The following is a 17,070-nucleotide window of genomic DNA, read 5'->3' as shown; positions in this document are numbered from 1 at the left end:
AGTAGAATCTGTAGCATTTCCCTTGTGGCAGTAAGCCATTCAGAAACTATCTCCGGAGGATCGTATGTTGGGTTCCCTTTTTTCCATCAGCTCTGAAATCGGTGTTCCGTCCGTCGACGCGCTCTTCGAGGCTGCTCGGACCATCATCGGCGCGCTCTTCGGCCTGAGCTGACACGTCGCAGCGACCTTCCCCCGCGGTGAAGAAAGTCCCTGTTCTCCGACAAGGAGAACAGGGACTTTCGTGCAGCCTGCAGGTGAGCGTTTGCGTGGCGGTGAGTGAGTGACCTACCGGCCGTTCTGTTGATACGCGATCGCTGTCAGCAATCCGACTTCGTCGTTCACGTCTGCGGTGCTGCTGAGCCCGATCTTGTGGGTCGACTGCCCGGGAGCTTTGGCCGGGACAAGAAGTTCGGATTCGGGGACCTCGACAAAACGTAGTCCGAGGTCGACTCGGGCCTTGGTGGCCGCTGCGATGGCGGCGAATTGGCGAGCGCGAACGAAGGGCGTGTAGGTTCCGCGGCCTTCGACCCGAACATCGGTTCCGAGTTCTTCGATCAGACGTCGGGCTGCATCGAAGATCGGCCGCAGTGCCGCCTTCGGGCCGCTGTACTGCTGGTCGATGTATTGCTCGACGGTCGGCTCCACCCATCCGGACTGTTCGGCAGTCTCGAATGCAATTGCCCACTGCGAATTCTGCGGCACACCGTGCTCTGCTTTCAGCCACTTGCGCACTTCGTTCTGATCGAGCGGGTCGACCCCGGACGTCCGTACGGCCTCAACCCATTCTTCGAGGGTGCGCCCGGTACGGTCGCGCATGGACGAGGTGACTGCGGCCATCATGTCGGAGGGTTCCATGTGTCTGTTCTACCGGTTGTCGCTGGTCTTCCGGTTGTCGCTGCTCTCTCGGTTCTCACGGTGCACGGGTAGCTCGCTCAGTCGATGCCGAGCATCGTCTTGAACGCGCGCACGCCGGTCACTTCGACGGGATACGGCGGTGCGACAAAATCTTCGCGGCTGAGGGTGAAGAGACGACGCACGGTCATGCGACCGTCGGCAGCCAACTCCTCTACTGTGCCGTCTGCGCGGTACCCGACTTTGGTGGACACCGTGATCGAGGCGGGGTTGTCCGTGAATGCCGATGACACCACGCTTCGTGCACCCAAAGAGTCGAATGCGAATGCGCAGATTGCCTGTCGGGCGAGAGTGCCGACACCCCGGCCTTGGAACCCGCGTCCAATCCACGAGCCGGTTTCACCGGTACGACTGGTAGGAAAGTCCGTCGCGGCGAACGCCTGGCAGCCGACGATTTCTCCGTCGACGACAATGGCTGTTTCGAATTTCCAGTCGGTCATGGTCATCGCTCCGCGGACCGACCAGTGGTATTGGATGAATCTTCGCGACACTTCGTCGGGAGTGCCCACCGTCCAGGGGACGAGAAACGGCATCTGTTCGGCAGGGTGAATGCCGGCTCGGACCAGCGCAGTGAGTTCGGGGAAATGATCGTCGCGCACAGGGAGCAAGGTGATGGGCCCACACGTGATCGTGACTCCGTATGGAGGCCAGATCTCTCGCAGTGGGTCAACCATCGTCTTCAGACCTTCGTTTCGTGTGCGAATCGGGTCACAGTCTGGCATGCCAGGCCCGTCCGAGTGAGCGACTTCTGGTCATCGGGATTCTTTTGCCCTCGCGGTACGGAGTCGTGACATTAGTGTGTGGACGGTGACTACAGACAAACCGGTACGTCTTCGTGAAGGTAGATCGCCTGACAGGCTTTCGCGTGGTGTGGTGGCCGGATACGCAGCGGGAAGTGTCGGTACGGGTGGATTCGGTGTTCTGCCAGGTCTGGTACTGGCGTACTACCTGACCGACACGCTCGGCGTTGCCGCGGCGCTCGCGTCGCTTGTGGTCATTGTCCCGAAAATCGCCGACGTCCTGATCGATCCGCTGATCGGGTCGATCAGCGACCGAAGCTCTCATCGAACCGGTACGCGAGTGCCACTCATGCTCGCAGGCGCTCTGGGACTGCCGTTGCTCTTCATTCTCACGTTCTCGGCCCCGGTGTCGGCCGGCCCAGGAGTCGGGGCGATGTGGGTGCTCGTCTTCTTCCTGCTCGCGGCGAGTGCCTACAGCCTCTTTCAGGTTCCATATATCGCGTTGCCGACCGAGTTGACCGGCGATTACCACGAGCGCACTCGGTTGGTATCGGTTCGAATTGCGGTGTTGGCCCTGACAATTCTGGTCATCGGCGCCGGCGGACCCGAGCTCCGCGATGCTGCCGGGGGCGGAGCACGCGGTTATCTGGTCATGGCGATCGGGGTGTCGGCGCTGATGTGCGGGGCAATGATCTGGGCAGTTCGCGGAGCCGCGCGCCACACGGTGACTCACGCGGACGCGCCGGTCGGCTCGTTGCTCTCGCAGTACCGGGACGGGTTCGACGCGATACGACGTACCCGCGCGTTCCGATTGCTGGTCAGCGTCTTCGTGCTCCAAGCTCTTGCCACCGCCGTGATGTTGGCGGGTGCGCAATATCTGGCGAGCTATGTGATGGGCAACGAAGGTGCGCTCACCGGTCTGTTCGTTGCACTCGTCGGACCAGCTCTCGTCGTCATGCCGCTGTGGTACCGGTTCTCGCATCGGTACGGAAAGCTTCGCGGTTACGTGGTGTCTTCGGTTCTGTTCGTCGTCGCCACGGCGTTGTTGACGCTTGCGGCAGTCGACGCGGGTTCGTGGATCTACGGTGCCGTCGCGCTTGCCGGCGTCGGCTACGCCGGCATGCAGGTGTTCCCGCTGGCGATGCTTCCGGACGTCATCGAGGACGACGCGCGAATCGGTGGGCGCCAACGCGGTGGTTCGCTCAGTGGTATCTGGACCGCCGCGGAAACCGCAGGCCTTGCCCTGGGACCCGCGGTGTTCTTGGGTGTACTCGCGGTGACCGGCTTCGTCTCGAAAACTGCGGGCGAGACTGTCGTGCAACCGGAATCGGCGCTGACCGGAATTGCCCTCGGCTTCTCGGTCGTGCCGGCGATCCTGGTTGCGATCAGCCTGGTCGTATTGCGGAATTACCGCACTGAACAAGAATCCACTCACGAGAACGAAAGGTGAACGATGAGTTCCACTCGGGCCGAGGAACTTCAGGGCAAGATCGTCGAGAGCGCAAACCTCGAGAAGAGGGCGGCCGACATCTTGAGTCGGTTGCGTTCGCTTCGCGAGCAGGACGCTCCGACGCACGGAGGCCGGGTTCTGTCGTACGTGTACGACAGCGGCCTCGCAGCGCTCGACGAGTTGGCAGCGGACGCAGCTCGATTGGTTCAGCCGGTCAACGGTCTCGACCCGACGGTGTTCCCGTCCACCGCGGTGATGGAGCGTGAGTTGGTTGCGTTCGCACGCGAGTTCCTCCATGGAGCTTCAGACCCAGCCGCAGATACAGACGCCGGAGGCGTAGTCGTCGGCAATGTCACCAGCGGCGGAACGGAGAGTTGTGTGTTGGCCGTCAAGGCAGCTCGCGACTTCCGTGGGCTCCCGCCGGGTGAGGGTTCGCTGGTTCTTCCGACCACCGCGCATGCCGCTTTCCACAAGGCAGCTCACCTGCTCGGACTGGAACTGATCCTGGTACCAGTAGATCCCACGTCGGGGCGCGTCGGCGCACAAGATATTGCGACGGCAGTTCGGAAAGACACGGTCTTGATCGTCGTCTCCGCGCCCAGCTACCCGTTCGCGGCGCTCGACCCGATCGCCGATGTCGCGGAAGTTGCTCGTGCACATTCGATTCCACTGCATGTCGACGCCTGCATCGGTGGGCTTGCGTTGCCGTGGTGGGGTGATCTGCCACCCTGGGATTTCCGGGTTCCCGGGGTCACCAGCATGTCGGTCGATTTCCACAAGTACGGATACTCGCCCAAAGGCGTTTCGGTCCTGCTGCACCGAGGGCGAGATCTGCATCGCAAGCAGTATTTCGGACTCACGGACTGGCCGGGGTACCCGGTGGTCAATCCCACGCTTCTCGGTTCCAAATCCGTTGCTGCTCTTGCCGGTGCTTGGGCGATTTCGCAAGTCCTCGGGCAATCCGGGTACGCCGAATTGGTGTCCCGGGCGCAGCGGGCCACTCGTGCACTGATCGGCACGGTCGAGGCAATCGAGGGTCTTCGCGTCGTGGGCTCGCCGGTGGGACCACTGTTCGCGGTCGCTACCGACGATTCCGTGCCGCTCGAACGGCGAGTGGATCCGCATCGCTGGGTGAGCGCTGTCGGTGCTCGCGGCTTCGTCCTTCAAGGGCAGCCGGCGTCGACGCAACCTGACGGGACGACGTTGCCTCGAACGACCCACCTCACCGTCACCCCGGTGACGGAATCTGTGCTCGGCGAGTTGACCAGCGCACTCGTCCTCGGTGCCGACGACGTTCGCGGCTCGGCGGCAGCCGAGGCGCCGCCGGCCCTGGCAGAGTTGGCCGGAGCATTCGAACGTGGCGATGTCACCGTCGCCGATGTTCTTGCGTTGCCCAGTGACGCCGTCGCGGCAGCGTTGACGTCGGCGGGGCTGGATCCTCGGGGCTCTTCCGATTCTCCCTTGGACATGGCGGCCGTCCTCGCGGCAGTGGAATCGCTGCCACGTGAGGTCACGAAGAGACTGCTGGTGGAATTCCTCGCCGGAATGGTGGAACCCTGAACTCGGCGATGAATACCGAAACCGCGATGAACACTGTCCAAAACTCGGACAAATGGCGCGAAAGATTCGCGAATCGGGCGTAAGTTTTCTGTCATCGGCTAACCATCTTTTGTCGGAGGGTTGATCAGTGACTGGTGCCGCGGCCAAGATTTTGACGGTGTTCGAGGAAGTGATCGGGGTTCCGCTTCCGGTTCGCGTGCGATGTTGGGACGGTTCGGAGGCAGGGCCACCGGACGCCGCTGCGCAGGTTCACTTCCGGAATCGGCGTGCCCTACGGCGGGTCCTATACTCTCCCAACGAATTAGGGCTGGCGAGGGCGTACGTTTCCGGCGATCTGGACGTAGACGGCGATATCTTCGCGCTCCTCGACGTTCCGGAACTGGTCACGCGGCTCGGTGAGAATCGTTTGTCGACCTTGCCGCTGCGCTCGATTGTTCGCGCCGCCGGTACTTTCGCCGGCTTGGGAGCGGTGGGTCCACCACCGTCACCCCCGGCGATCGAGATGCGTAGTAAGCGAGGCAAGCGGCACAGTAGATCACGCGATTCGGCGACTGTCTCCCATCACTACGACGTCGGGAATCGCTTCTACGAACTGTTCCTCGGGCCGAGCATGGTCTATTCGTGCGGATACTGGCCGGAAGGTGTCGAATCTCTCGAAGCTGCTCAGTACGCGAAGCTGGACTTGATTTGCCGCAAGCTCGATCTGAAGCCGGGAATGCGACTGCTCGACGTCGGCTGCGGTTGGGGATCGATGGCATTGCACGCCGCCCAGAACTACGGCGTCGACGTCGTCGGAGTCTCGCTGAGCAACGAGCAGGTCGAATACGCCAAGGGGCGAGTTTCCGACGCGGGTTTGACCGATCGCATCGAGATTCGGGTGCAGGACTACCGCGACGTCGACGACGGCCCTTACGACGCGATTTCGAGCATCGGCATGTCCGAGCACGTGGGCCTGGTCAATTTGCCGGTGTACACGGCAAAACTCTACGACCTGCTCGTGCCGCGGGGTCGTCTGCTCAATCATGCCATCGCCGCGGTGAAGTCGTTGTCGGACAACGTCGATGACGGTCCCAGCTTCATCGACAGGTACATCTTCCCGGACGGTGAGATCCTTCCGTTGAGTAAAACCATTGATGCGCTGGAACTTTCGGGTTTCGAGACGCGTGACAGCGAAGCGTTGCGCGAGCATTACGCACTGACACTGCGCGCATGGGTGCAGAACCTTCGCGAGAACTGGGACGCATCGGTCTTACAGGTCGGTGCTCCCCGGGTGCGTACCTGGTTGCTGTATCTCGCTGCCAGTGCCCTGGGTTTCGAGGAGCCGCACAGGCTTACGATTCATCAGGTTCTGGCCGTGAAACCAGGGGATCGGGGGGCCAGCGGCATGGCCCGCTCGCGTGACAGTTGGTATCGATCGATTGAAGTCCCGCAGATCGAAACCGGTCCGCGCGTCGACTGAGGCCTATACGTTGGATTTCCATGAGCACCCGGAAGGTTGTCCTCGCGGCACTGAAGATTTCGGCCGTTGCGGTATCAGCGCTGTTGCCGACCTCGCTGCTGTTCACACCGATGTCGAACGCCGAACCTGTGAACGATTTCTACGATGCGATTCCGGGCGACGTCGGTGATCCGGGTTCGGTGATTCGGACGGAACCGCTGGCTCTGGCCGGTGCCGTCGGCGGAGTGCCTGGTGTGGGGACCCGGATCCTGTATTCGAGTACCGACACCCACGGATCAAAGGTTGCTGTGTCGGGCTCGTACCTGGAGCCGGCTGCCCCGTGGTCAGGAGCGGGCCCCCGCCCGACGGTGGTGATCGGTCCGGGTACGCAGGGCCAAGGTGATCAGTGCGCGCCGTCGAGGATGTTTCCCACTGCCGGTCAGCTCCGCCTGGCGGAACCCGGGAATCCGTCGAACTACGGTGCCGGTGTGGACAGTGTCGGTGTCAACTACGAGTCAGCTTTTGCTTTCGCTTTCCTCACCCAGGGCGTTCGTGTATTCGTCACCGACTACATCGGACTCGGAACACCCGGCGTTCATACCTACGTCAATCGCGCCGAGGAAGCCCATGCGATGTTGGACGGTGCACGCGCTGCCCGAGCCCTCGCGCGGGCAGGAGAGGACGATCCGATAGCGCTGTGGGGCCACTCGCAGGGCGGCGGCGCCACTGCCGCTGCAACCGAACTGGCACCCGAATACGCGCCTGAGTTGAATCTGGTCGGGAGTTACGCGAGCGCGCCCCCGGCAGACTTGGCAAGCGTTCTGCGTCATATCGACGGTACCGGCCTGATGGCCGCGATCGGTTACACGATCAACGGCGTCCTCGACCGCTATCCCGCCGCCCGAGAGCCGATCGAATCTCGACTCAACGACTACGGCCGGTCCGTGCTCGCCGACGTCGCCGGGCAATGCCTCATCGATTCCCGAACCAAGTACGGGAAGCAGTCGACGGCGTCGTGGACCACAGACGGACGACCACTCGCCGACGTGGTGGAATCGGTACCGGAGATCCAACAGGTGATCGAGGAACAACGCATCGGGCGGCGAACCCCGGCCTCGCCGATTCTGGTCAACGGAGCGCTCAACGACGATTTCATCCCGTACGAGCAAACCCGGCGCCTGGTTCAGGACTGGTGCGCGCGCGGGGCCGAGGCGACGTTGTTCACCGACACCCTGCCTGCGGTGAATCCGGGGAGCGGCAACAACCACCTCGCGCCGGCCGTAGCGGATTTCGGCGTCGGATTGCAGTACGTGCTGGACAGATTCAACGGCAAGCCGATAGTCGGTGCGTGCAACGCCTGAGTCGCCGTGTCACGTAACCACCGTCTCACTTCTAACAGTGGTTGACTGAGCCCGTGAACGATCGACCGCACGACCTTCCGATCAACCCGGTTCCACGGAGCGCCCTGGGTGCCGGGCCGGCGCTGAGAGTGTCGACGGGTCTGCTGCTCGGTGTGGCCGCCGGTGTCGTCACGGCGTTGGTCGGCTACCCCCGATTCGCGTTTCTGATCGGCTGGGATGTGGCGGCGATGGTGTTCACGGTGTGGACGTGGATTCTGGTCTGGCCCTTCGACGCGACGCTCACCGCAAGCCACGCAACGCGCGAAGAGCCGGCCCGAAACATCGCGCACCTGCTGATTCTCGGTGCCGCCGTCGCGAGCCTGGTCGGTATCGCGTTCCTGCTCCTGGCGGCACCCGACGGACATCACTACCAAGTAGTGGCGGCATCGGTTGCAGTCGGCAGCGTCGTGATCTCGTGGCTGGCGGTCCACACGCTCTTCGCCCTCGGATATGCACGGCTGTACTACTCCGGCCCCGACGGCGGAATCGATTTCAATCAGGAAGAACCGCCGAGGTACAGCGATTTCGCCTACGTGGCGTACACGGTCGGGATGAGCTTCGCGATTTCCGACACCAACTTGAAGTCGTCGGACATGCGCGCGATGGCACTCGGCCACGCATTGCTGTCGTACCTGTTCGGTTCGGTGATCGTGGCGTCCGTCGTCAACTTGATTGCGGGCCTGTGATCTCTCGAGCCGTGTGACCGATCAAGCCGCTGCACGCCCGATGCTCGAGAGGAAGCCGGCGGCTCCGAAGAACAGACCGGCGAACACTCGATTGGTGGTTCGCTGCTGTTTGGGGGAGCGCATCAAGGTGAGCACCCGGGCGGCCAGGCCGGTGTATCCGGTCATCACGATCACGTCGACTGCGCACATCGTGGCGGCGATGATCAGATACTGCGGCAGCAGCGGCGCCGACGGGTCCAGGAACTGCGGGAGCACTGCGAGCATGAAAACGACGGCCTTCGGATTGCTCGCGTTCACGAGAAATCCGCGAAGCATCATCATCGGACCGGAGCTGCTCGCGGCTGCCTCGTCGGTCTCCACCTCGGTGGGCGCCGATCGCCACTGCCTGATCCCCAGGTAGACGAGGTATGCGACACCGAACCACTTGATCAAGGAAAAGGCCACGGTCGAACTGGCGAGAATTGCACCGACCCCCGCCGCGACAATTCCGATCTGCAGCAACAATCCCAACTGCAGCCCGAAGATGTTCCAGTATCCGCGTCGCAAGCCGTAGGCAAGTCCCGACGACATCGACGCAATGGCGCCGGCCCCCGGCGACAGGCTGATCACCCAACTTGCTCCGAAGAACGCCAACCAGACGTGCCAACTCATGTCGAAAGTCCTTTGATCGGGAAATACTCCCGACAACGAGCACGCACGGGATCAGAAAAGTGTAGACGGACAGTCCTGCTCACTGCTCGCGACAGTGCAATGATCGGGGGATGACGTCGTATCCCGTACTCGACCTGACACCCGACGAATTGCTGACCACAACGCGGACCGTTCGAAAGCGTCTGGATCTGACCCGTCCCGTGCCGTTGGACCTGGTGAAGGAATGCCTCCAGATCGCCCTGCAAGCGCCCTCCGGTTCGAATCGCCAGGGCTGGCAGTGGATGGTGGTGACCGATCCGGCACTGCGTGCAGCAGTCGGGCAGATCTACAAGGAAGTCACCGACGAGTACCTTGCCTCTCACGGTTCGGCGGCAAAACTCTTCGCCGATGATCTCGATCGCGCGCCGATTCAACAACGCGTGGGCACCAGCGTCGCGTGGCTCGGTGAGCACATGGGTGAGGTGCCGGTCCTTCTCATTCCGTGTATCAAGGCGGGCAAGACGCTTCCGGAGGGGAACCAAGCCGGCCTGTGGGGTTCGCTACTCCCGGCTGTGTGGAGTTACGCGCTGGCCGCGCGGGCACGTGGGCTCGGTACGGCGTGGACGACATTGCATTTGCAGCGTGAAGCGGAAGTTGCCGAGCTGCTGGGCATTCCGGCCGGATTCCATCAGGCTGCGCTCATCCCGACGGCGTACTTCACCGGCGAGACGTTCAAACCCGCCGCCCGTGAACCGGTCGACAACGTGCTGCACGTGGACCGATGGTGAGCCTGATCTACTCGGCGATCTGCTCGATCGACGGGTATGTGGCCGATGAGCAGGGGAACTTCGACTGGGCGGTTCCCGACGCGCAGGTCCACGCGTTCGTCAACGAGCTAGAGAGGGGAGTCGGCACGTACCTGCTCGGGCGCCGGATGTACGAGACGATGATTCCCTGGGAAACAATGGCGTCCGAGGATCTCGAGCGTTCTTCGGTGGCAGGAGGACCTTCGGCTCCGGGCGAGTTTGCCGGTATCGAGGCGGCGACCGCCGAGTTCGCTCAGATCTGGCGTGGAATCGACAAGATCGTGTACTCCACGACGCTGAACGAGGTGTCGACCGCACGTACCAGGATTGTCCCGAGCTTCGATGAAGACTTCATCCGTTTGCTCGAGAGTGAAGCGGTACAAGATATCTCGATCGGTGGACCGACGGTTGCGGTTAGTGCTTTCGCGGCGGGTTTGGTCGATGAAGTCAGACTGTTCCTGTGTCCGGTCAATATCGGTGGCGGATTGCGAGCTCTCCCGGAAAGCCGGCTTGATCTGCAACTGCTCGAGGAGAAAACCTTCGACGGCGGCGTCATCTATCTGCGATACGCCGTTCGCTAAGCAATCACCATCACTGCCGTGACGACGCCGAGTAGAGCGATGTAGGCGGCGGCATGGACTCGGTCCGGTATGGCACCGACGATTCGTCGGCTCAGCGCGATCGCCGGTAGGGAACCGGCGAGTAGTGCACAGACGGCCAGAAGGTCGACAGCGCCGACTCTGCCCGCCGACAGATCCGAGGCTGAACTGTGCCCTGATGAGACCGCATACACCGCAGTCGCGACGACGGCGACAGGCAAGCTCAACGGGTTGGCGCTCGCGGCGGCGTCGGCCATCGGAACTCCGCGGCGTCGCATCATCGGAACCGTCATGACGCTCCCGCCGACTCCGAGGAAACTTGCGACGGCACCGATGCCTATCCCGACAGCGCGAACGCCGCGACGGTCAAGATGTTCGCGAGGTTCAGATGGTGTCAGAAACCCTTGTCGCAGAAGACTGTCCAGGATTGTCACCAGCAGGTAGAGCACAAACAGAATCCGGACGACGCCGTCGTCTACGTGGCCCGCCGCAACCGCTCCGAGCCCGGCTCCGAGTGCGACGGGACCGATCAGAGGTCTGATGTACTCCGTCCGAAGCCGTCCTGACTTCCTGAATGCGACTGTGGCACCGAGTGAATTGACCACCATCACGGCCGCCGAGGATGCTACGGCGACATGCATCGGATCGATGACGTCCGGCCTCAGCGTCGATGCAGCGTAAACGACTGGGACAGTGACAAACCCGCCACCGAATCCGAACAGAACGGTGGTGACTCCGGTCAAGGCGCCGAAAGCGAGAAGGATGAGGGCGTAGTGAAGCACTCGATGAACGGTAGCGATTTCTCCGCTGGCGCACATTCGAAGGTTCGCCAGGTTCCATTGTCAATCAGACACGGACTCGGTAGGTTCCTCCGGTGCGCAACATCTCGATCAACGACGTCGATCACTCACCCCGCGGTGTTCTCGCAATCGGAACCGACTACCCACCCGGTCACGTGCTGGCCGCCCACGAACATCGACGAGCCCAGTTTCTCTTCGCTGTGAACGGCGCGATGAACGTCGAAACCGAAGACGGTGAGTGGACTGTTCTGCCGTCCAATGCGGTCATGATTCCCGCCGGTGTCGCTCATGCCGTGACAATGGACGGCGTCAGCACGCGAAGCCTCTACATCGAACCGTCCGCAGCGCCGTGGTTCCCGGTCAGGTGCCGAGTCGTCGCAGTATCGTCGCTCCTGCGTGAGTTACTTGTCGCTGCAGTCGACGTGGATGTCGAGCTGAATGTGGAGGACGACTTCCCCGCACACGGACGCAGCGCCGCGGTATTTCAGCTGATCCTGCACGAACTTCGCGATCTTGCGCCCCTACCTGTGGAACTCCCGCTGCCTCGGCACCCGGGATTGCGGGCGTTGTGCGCGCAGTATCTCGCAGCCCCGTCGATCCATGACTCGCCCACGCGGTGGGCTGACCGACTCCACGTCAGTGAACGGACACTGCACCGCTTGCTGATCTCGGAAACGGGGATGAGCGCGTCGTCGTGGATGCAGCGTGCCTGCATTCTTCACGCGCTTCCGAAACTTTCTGCCGGGGCCAGTGTGACGGCCGTTGCGTCTGAACTCGGATACTCGACGCCGGCTGCCTTCGCGGCGATGTGCACCCGAGTCTCGGGTGCACCGCCCAGTAGCTATCGGGCGCGCGTCACGACACAGACACAGGGATGATGTCGGCGACGACGTCGTGGATGAGACCGTCACGGACTTCGAAGGTTTCACGAATCTCCACGGTCATGAGGCGAGTGCCGCCGATTCCCGCGTCCAGCAGGTAGGTGGTCGAGACGATGTCCCCGGCTTCCGACATCTCTAGGTCTCGGACGCCCTGGATAACGCGGTATTGGATGCCGTTTTCGAGGTCGGCGGACATCTGTGGTCCGGAGAACCCCGTATTGAGTCCGGCTTCGACGCGGGTCGCATCCGGGGCGAAATGAACATCGGAGACGTCATGGGAGACGAGGGCGTCGATGTAGGCGCGTGCTTGCGCCTCGCGGGGTGAATCGGCCGGGTTCGGGGCTGCCGTCGCAGCGCCTCCGGCAACCAGGATCAGGACAGCGGTGGCAGCGGCAGTTCCGGCGATATTTCGCAGTGTTCGCATGGGACATCCTAACGACGAGGAGTGGAGGAAATTCGGAAAACGGCCCTCATCGAGTAGCCGTACAGCTGCGGGGAGGATCGACGAGCGAGCAGAAAGCCGGGGCCATGACGGGCACGTAGTCGGCTCCGACGCCGTTGTCGTGGATGATTCGGCGGTAGGCGGCGACGCCGTCGGTCGGGATTCGGGCCGCAGTGGGATCGCCGAGAACATCGACCGTGTAGAGGCCGAATCGAGGTCGGTACGAACCCCATTCGTAGTTGTCGGTGATGGACCAGTAGTTGTAGCCGATCACGTCGGCACCGTCTTCTCGGGCGCGTTCCATCCAATAGATGTGATCGCGTAAGTGATTCGCGCGTGTGTATCCGTCGGCGCGCGGCGCTCCGTTGTCGGTGGGCATGCCGTTCTCGACGATGTAGAGGGGGAGTTCCGGATACTTGCCCGAGTACCGCATCAATGCGTCGTACAGGCCTTCGGGCTGCGGCGTGACGTTGTAGAACTCGTCGAGTGCGGCGTACGCGGCAGTCGGATTGTTCAGGGCCACACCGTAGTAGTAGTCGATGCCGAGAAAGTCGAGCTTGTCGCGCACTCGATCCGTGAATACCGAATCGATCGCCTCGGACACGCCGGGAATGAAGGAGAAATTACTGCTTACGCGGGCACCGGGATCGAGAACATGGATGCGGTCGTAGATCGCCCGGTGGACTCGGACCAATGAGTCGAACATCGACGGCGCCTGGGTGAGTGCGATTCCGCCGTAGGTCAATTCGCGCTGAACGTACACAGTCGGCTCGTTGATCGTGATCCAGAGCGCCCCGATTCCGGAGTACCGCTCGACTACCTTCTCTGCGTTGACCAGCCAATCGGCTTCCGTCTTCGGATTTGTCCAGCCGCCTTGATCGACAACCCATCCCGGATACACCCAGTGGTCGAGTGTGATCATCGGAGTCATGCCCCGCGCGCGGATGTGAGCTACCACGTCGTCGTAGTAGGCGAATTCGGTCTCGTTCCAGCTCCCGGCGGCGGGCTGAACTCGCGCCCACTCGACGCCGAATCGGAAAACCTTCGATCCCAGATCGGCCGCCCGGTCGATGTCCTCGGCGTAGCGATGACGGAAGTCGACCGAGTCACCGATCTTGTCGTGGGTTCGTCCGGAATCGGAGTATCGAGACCAGTTGCTGTCCGGCGACGAACCTTCCGATTGGAACCCGGAGGTGGCAACGCCCCAGAGGAAGTCATCCGGTACCTCAGCCGAGGCGTGCGCGGGAAGGGCCAGCACCCCGAACAGGCACGTCAGTGCCATCAGCGCAGGCGCGATAGACCGTGACAGGGCTCCCATGCCTGGGAGACTAAGTCATACAAGTGTCCAGTCGCAGGCGTTTCGTCCGATCCGCCCGCGGCTGGACCGTGTCACTCAGTGACCCAGCCGCTCAGAAATTCCGCTCAGAAAACCATGGTCATCGATCCCGGGTTCCACGTCCCGGAGCGCTGAACGGTCGTTTCGTCGACCTGGGCAGGTACTGCACTCGGATCGATCGGTGTGTACTTCTCGATCGAACCCCAGTCGCGAGCCCAGTCGTTGTCGAGATACGACGGAATGGTCTGAGCGGTCAGGAGCAGATCGATCCACCCCAACGGTCCACCACCGTAGTGGTCCTGCCAGGCACTGGTCACGAGCGCGCCGGAATGGTCGGGAAGGATCCGATACTCGGGGACCTCGGCGACACCGACCCGATGATCGAAGGGGCGTTGGCATGGGAATGCCAGTCCGACAGCCCAATCCAGCATGACGGGCGCCTGTGAACCGACGACGTCGTTGAGCTTCTGGGTCTTCGGAACCCGCGGCGGGGTGACGGCCACCCATTGGTCGGGCTTGCTGTCGTAGTCGCTGACGACCAGTCGAATGCTGTTGGCTTCGACGGGAATCTGATCCAACGGCACACGCAGGTTCCGCCATGACGGCGCCGGGCCGATGTCGAGGGGCGCGATCTTTCCGAGTGTTTCGACAGCGTCTGTTTCGGCATCGTCGACGCCACGCGCTGTGCCGTACTCGACCTCGACGTTCTGGCCGTAGGTGACGATTCCGTCCTTGTCGACGGACCGAACACGACCAGCCGCGGCAATCGAGATGATGTCGCCACGTGTGGCGTTCTCGCCCACGTCGGGGAGTTGGTACCAGTCACTGGTCAGAGTGCCGGGGGAGGGCTGACCGTAACTACCCATGACGGGTGTTGTCGCCGGGTCGAGACCGAACGGCAACGCGACCGAACTGCCGTTGACTCCGGTCTGTCCGGCGCCACCGCCGGTTCCGGCCGAGTTGCCGGCGGTGTCCTCGGAGGTGTCGACGGTGTTCGCGCCGCCGGTAGCCGTGGCTTCCTTGTCTGCTCGAAGGTCGGAGGCGACGCCATTCGGATCGAATCCCGTAGCCCCACCGGCGGACAGTCCTGTGGCGACGCTGCCCGAGAGGGGCGTCAGCATCGAGGCGTTCGGATCGGTCTCGAGCAGAACGTCGTTGGCGAGTCCGCAGTGTTGGCCGAGAACGGCGTCGACGTTTGCACGGCCCACCGAATAGGCCGGGTACTGGGTGACCGCGCCCTTGGCCATGGACAGCACCTCGAAGAGGACCATGGCACCTGCGGCAACCGTCAGTGGCGAGATGGCAAGCAGTCGAGCGTGCTTCGCGGACGGTTCCTTCCCCGCGGTGTACGGCTCACGGAAGAAGTACCACGCGGCGACGCCGAGCATCAGCACCGTCAGCCCGAGGAGGACGGTGCTCGCGCCGAGTCCGCTGATGGACACAGGCTTGTCCCACCACGGAACGCTGTAGCTGGACACGTAGTAGTAGCTGTTGCTGCCGGTGAATGCCACCGCGAGGAGGAACAGGACGGCCGCCGCGAAGAGGGCCCGATTGCGCGGCGAGCGCAGGAGTTTTGTTCCCACGGCGACGGCCGTCATCATCGCCAGAACGGCGGTGAGTCCGGCAAAGATTCCGAAGTGGTGCGTCCACTTGGTCGGCGAGAACATCAGCAGTGGCAGTGCGCCGATCGTCAGCCCCACGGCGCGGCGTGACGGGCCGGCGGCCAAACCGGGAATCCGGCCCCCCTTGCGCAGCATCATCGCGGTGCAGACGCCAAGGCACAGAACCATGACGAACACACCGAATCTGCGAGTCAGGGAACCGTCGACGGAGATGTTGAAGAGGTACTGATAGCGGAGGTACTCGTCGAACCAGGGCTGATTCGGTGAGATCGAGTGGACGCGTTGCATCTCGATGACGGCGGCCAGACTTTGATCGCCGAACGCGGGGATGAGAATCGAGAGTCCGGCAGCTAGCAGTGGCCCGACAGCCGCGACGTAACCGGTGGTGCGCGCACGTTCGATGATGATGCGCATGATCGGGCGTATTCCGGCGATGAGTGCGGCAAAGCAGATGAGGCCGGAAGGGCCGGCAGTCAAGGTGAATCCGGCGATCAGGATCGCGACTGCGACCGGCAGAAGTCGTCTCGTCGCGACGGCGCGTTCGATCGAGCACCAGGTCAGCAGCACGCCGAGGGCAACGATCGGTTCGGGGCGCAGTCCGTTGTTGAACGGAAGCCAGAATGCGAGGAAGACAAGCGCGCCGGTCCAGAGGGCGAGTCGATTTCCGCGAATGGCGGCGCCCAGCCGAGGCGCAACCTCCCGGCTGATGACGAGCCAGGTGATGATGCCTGCCAACAGAGCAGGCAGACGGACCCAGGGGCTTGCGGTGCTGACGTGGGCCAGGAGTCCGAGGATGTTGTAATACGGCGTTCCGAACGGGGTTTCGGGGACCGCGAACCACCGGAAGTAGTTGGACATGTAGCCCGATTGCTCGGAGGCTCTTGCCATCGTGAACTGGTAGCCGTCGTCGGTGGTGGTAGCGCCGATGAAGTGCCACAGCACCAGCGTTCCGACGACGACGCCGTCGAGGACGGTGAACTTCCACCATCGGGCGGGCAGAAATTTGCGTGTGCCCCGACCGTCGCGGTTGTCGAGGCGGTGCAGCGCGAAGAGGGACACGACAGCCGTGAGTGCCCCGAGAATCATGGCGAGAGTCTTGATCACCGACGGGCTCGACGTGAAGCGAGAGTCCGCCTCGATCGAGACGTTCAAACCGGCTGCCGCCGAATCGAGGTCGCTGAAGACGCCGACTACCTGTGGCCGGCTGTCGCCCTCGATGACGCGCGGTTCGGAACCGGTGGCACTGAAGGTGGTTCGGGTCGGCTCGGCGGCGAGCGTGAGTGCGCATCCACTCGGCAGATCAGCGACGGGTGTCGAGAGCAACACTCGATCGCGCAGGACAACGTCGACCCGAGCGGGAGCGTCGGAGGATTCGGGGGAGACAGTGGCAACAAATCCGTAGCGGCGAGCATCGGCGGCGCCCGGGGGAGCAGTCGAGACGAGCGTTCCGCCGGTGGCGGCCAACTCACTGATCGACGCGCACGGAATCGATGCCTCCATGCGCAACGGTGTGTACGAGACCAATGGCGCCTCGACGCTTGTCGTCGACCCGGCCTGCGGCCAGTTGACGGCGGCGGTGTCCTGTTCGATCGGCAGGAACGGTATCGAGCCGCACAAAACTATGCCGAGGATCGATGCGACAATCGCAACGATCCGTGCTCGGTTCGGTCCGCTGGATCGCTGAGGGGTCGGCAAGGCCGGAGGTGCGGTCGTGGCCACGTCACTGTCTGTCACGACTTTGGACCCTAGCTGTGCGTGACGTGTTTGT

At 62.8% G+C, this 17,070-nt stretch carries 15 protein-coding genes; 8 read left to right on the top strand and 7 right to left on the bottom strand.

Annotation, left to right across the window (positions count from 1 at the left end):
* Window positions 1-285 precede the first annotated feature (285 nt).
* Both ACVZUB_RS16695 and ACVZUB_RS16690 read right to left on the bottom strand, forming a co-directional pair.
* Window positions 286-855: a DUF5655 domain-containing protein gene (locus ACVZUB_RS16695; RefSeq protein WP_070161662.1), complete on the bottom strand. Its 570-nt coding sequence runs from the start codon at window positions 853-855 to the stop codon at window positions 286-288.
* Between the two features lie 77 nt (window positions 856-932).
* Entirely contained in the window at window positions 933-1,586 is a 654-nt protein-coding gene (locus ACVZUB_RS16690; protein WP_180279627.1) for a GNAT family N-acetyltransferase, read from the bottom strand.
* Between the two features lie 124 nt (window positions 1,587-1,710).
* On the opposite strand from ACVZUB_RS16690, the gene ACVZUB_RS16685 reads away from it, so the two are divergent.
* From ACVZUB_RS16685 to ACVZUB_RS16665, 5 genes are all read left to right on the top strand, one after another.
* Window positions 1,711-3,102 carry an MFS transporter gene (locus tag ACVZUB_RS16685; protein WP_174519496.1) on the top strand — a complete coding sequence of 464 codons (1,392 nt, stop codon included), beginning with the start codon at window positions 1,711-1,713 and terminating at the stop codon, window positions 3,100-3,102.
* A 3-nt stretch (window positions 3,103-3,105) separates the two neighbouring features.
* Window positions 3,106-4,662, top strand: a complete 1,557-nt coding sequence (locus tag ACVZUB_RS16680; RefSeq protein WP_176742016.1) for a pyridoxal phosphate-dependent decarboxylase family protein — start codon at window positions 3,106-3,108, stop codon at window positions 4,660-4,662.
* A 127-nt stretch (window positions 4,663-4,789) separates the two neighbouring features.
* Complete coding sequence (locus ACVZUB_RS16675) at window positions 4,790-6,121, top strand: SAM-dependent methyltransferase (protein WP_209922435.1); 1,332 nt, start codon at window positions 4,790-4,792, stop codon at window positions 6,119-6,121.
* Window positions 6,122-6,141: 20 nt separating this feature from the next.
* Window positions 6,142-7,461 carry a lipase family protein gene (locus ACVZUB_RS16670; protein WP_482627545.1) on the top strand — a complete coding sequence of 440 codons (1,320 nt, stop codon included), beginning with the start codon at window positions 6,142-6,144 and terminating at the stop codon, window positions 7,459-7,461.
* A 53-nt stretch (window positions 7,462-7,514) separates the two neighbouring features.
* A complete protein-coding gene (locus tag ACVZUB_RS16665) occupies window positions 7,515-8,186 on the top strand; it encodes a DUF1345 domain-containing protein (protein ID WP_482627544.1) in 672 nt (223 codons plus the stop codon).
* Between the two features lie 21 nt (window positions 8,187-8,207).
* Here ACVZUB_RS16665 and ACVZUB_RS16660 read toward each other — a convergent pair whose 3' ends face one another.
* Window positions 8,208-8,837 (bottom strand): LysE family transporter, encoded by a 630-nt coding sequence (locus tag ACVZUB_RS16660; RefSeq protein ID WP_037130153.1) that lies wholly within the window; start codon window positions 8,835-8,837, stop codon window positions 8,208-8,210.
* A gap of 110 nt (window positions 8,838-8,947) precedes the next feature.
* Here ACVZUB_RS16660 and ACVZUB_RS16655 point away from each other — a divergent pair, with 110 nt between their 5' ends.
* Entirely contained in the window at window positions 8,948-9,604 is a 657-nt protein-coding gene (locus ACVZUB_RS16655; protein WP_482627543.1) for a nitroreductase family protein, read from the top strand.
* Window positions 9,598-10,203, top strand: coding sequence for a dihydrofolate reductase family protein (locus tag ACVZUB_RS16650; protein ID WP_030537073.1), 606 nt, complete (start codon window positions 9,598-9,600; stop codon window positions 10,201-10,203). The genes ACVZUB_RS16655 and ACVZUB_RS16650 overlap by 7 nt, the downstream gene beginning before the upstream one ends.
* Here the strand turns inward: ACVZUB_RS16650 and ACVZUB_RS16645 are convergent.
* Window positions 10,200-11,003 (bottom strand): sulfite exporter TauE/SafE family protein, encoded by an 804-nt coding sequence (locus ACVZUB_RS16645; RefSeq protein ID WP_242430894.1) that lies wholly within the window; start codon window positions 11,001-11,003, stop codon window positions 10,200-10,202. The genes ACVZUB_RS16650 and ACVZUB_RS16645 overlap by 4 nt on opposite strands.
* 92 nt (window positions 11,004-11,095) lie before the next feature.
* Between ACVZUB_RS16645 and ACVZUB_RS16640 the strand changes: the two genes are divergently transcribed.
* Window positions 11,096-11,899 carry an AraC family transcriptional regulator gene (locus ACVZUB_RS16640; protein WP_054187183.1) on the top strand — a complete coding sequence of 268 codons (804 nt, stop codon included), beginning with the start codon at window positions 11,096-11,098 and terminating at the stop codon, window positions 11,897-11,899.
* On the opposite strand, the gene ACVZUB_RS16635 is transcribed toward ACVZUB_RS16640, so the two are convergent.
* The 3 genes from ACVZUB_RS16635 to ACVZUB_RS16625 all read right to left on the bottom strand — a co-directional run bounded on the left by ACVZUB_RS16635 (window position 11,877) and on the right by ACVZUB_RS16625 (window position 17,036).
* Complete coding sequence (locus ACVZUB_RS16635; protein ID WP_083060008.1) at window positions 11,877-12,326, bottom strand: DUF8021 domain-containing protein; 450 nt, start codon at window positions 12,324-12,326, stop codon at window positions 11,877-11,879. The genes ACVZUB_RS16640 and ACVZUB_RS16635 overlap by 23 nt on opposite strands.
* A 46-nt stretch (window positions 12,327-12,372) precedes the next feature.
* On the bottom strand, window positions 12,373-13,626 hold the full coding sequence (locus ACVZUB_RS16630) for a glycoside hydrolase family 1 protein (RefSeq protein ID WP_007732259.1): 1,254 nt from the start codon (window positions 13,624-13,626) through the stop codon (window positions 12,373-12,375).
* A gap of 140 nt (window positions 13,627-13,766) precedes the next feature.
* Complete coding sequence (locus ACVZUB_RS16625; protein ID WP_482627542.1) at window positions 13,767-17,036, bottom strand: arabinosyltransferase domain-containing protein; 3,270 nt, start codon at window positions 17,034-17,036, stop codon at window positions 13,767-13,769.
* Between the last annotated feature and the right edge of the window lie 34 nt (window positions 17,037-17,070).

The organism is Rhodococcus sp. OS5 (assembly GCF_056837585.1).
Note: the sequence above shows the minus strand (reverse complement) of the source record. Positions and strands in the feature narration are given on the sequence as shown.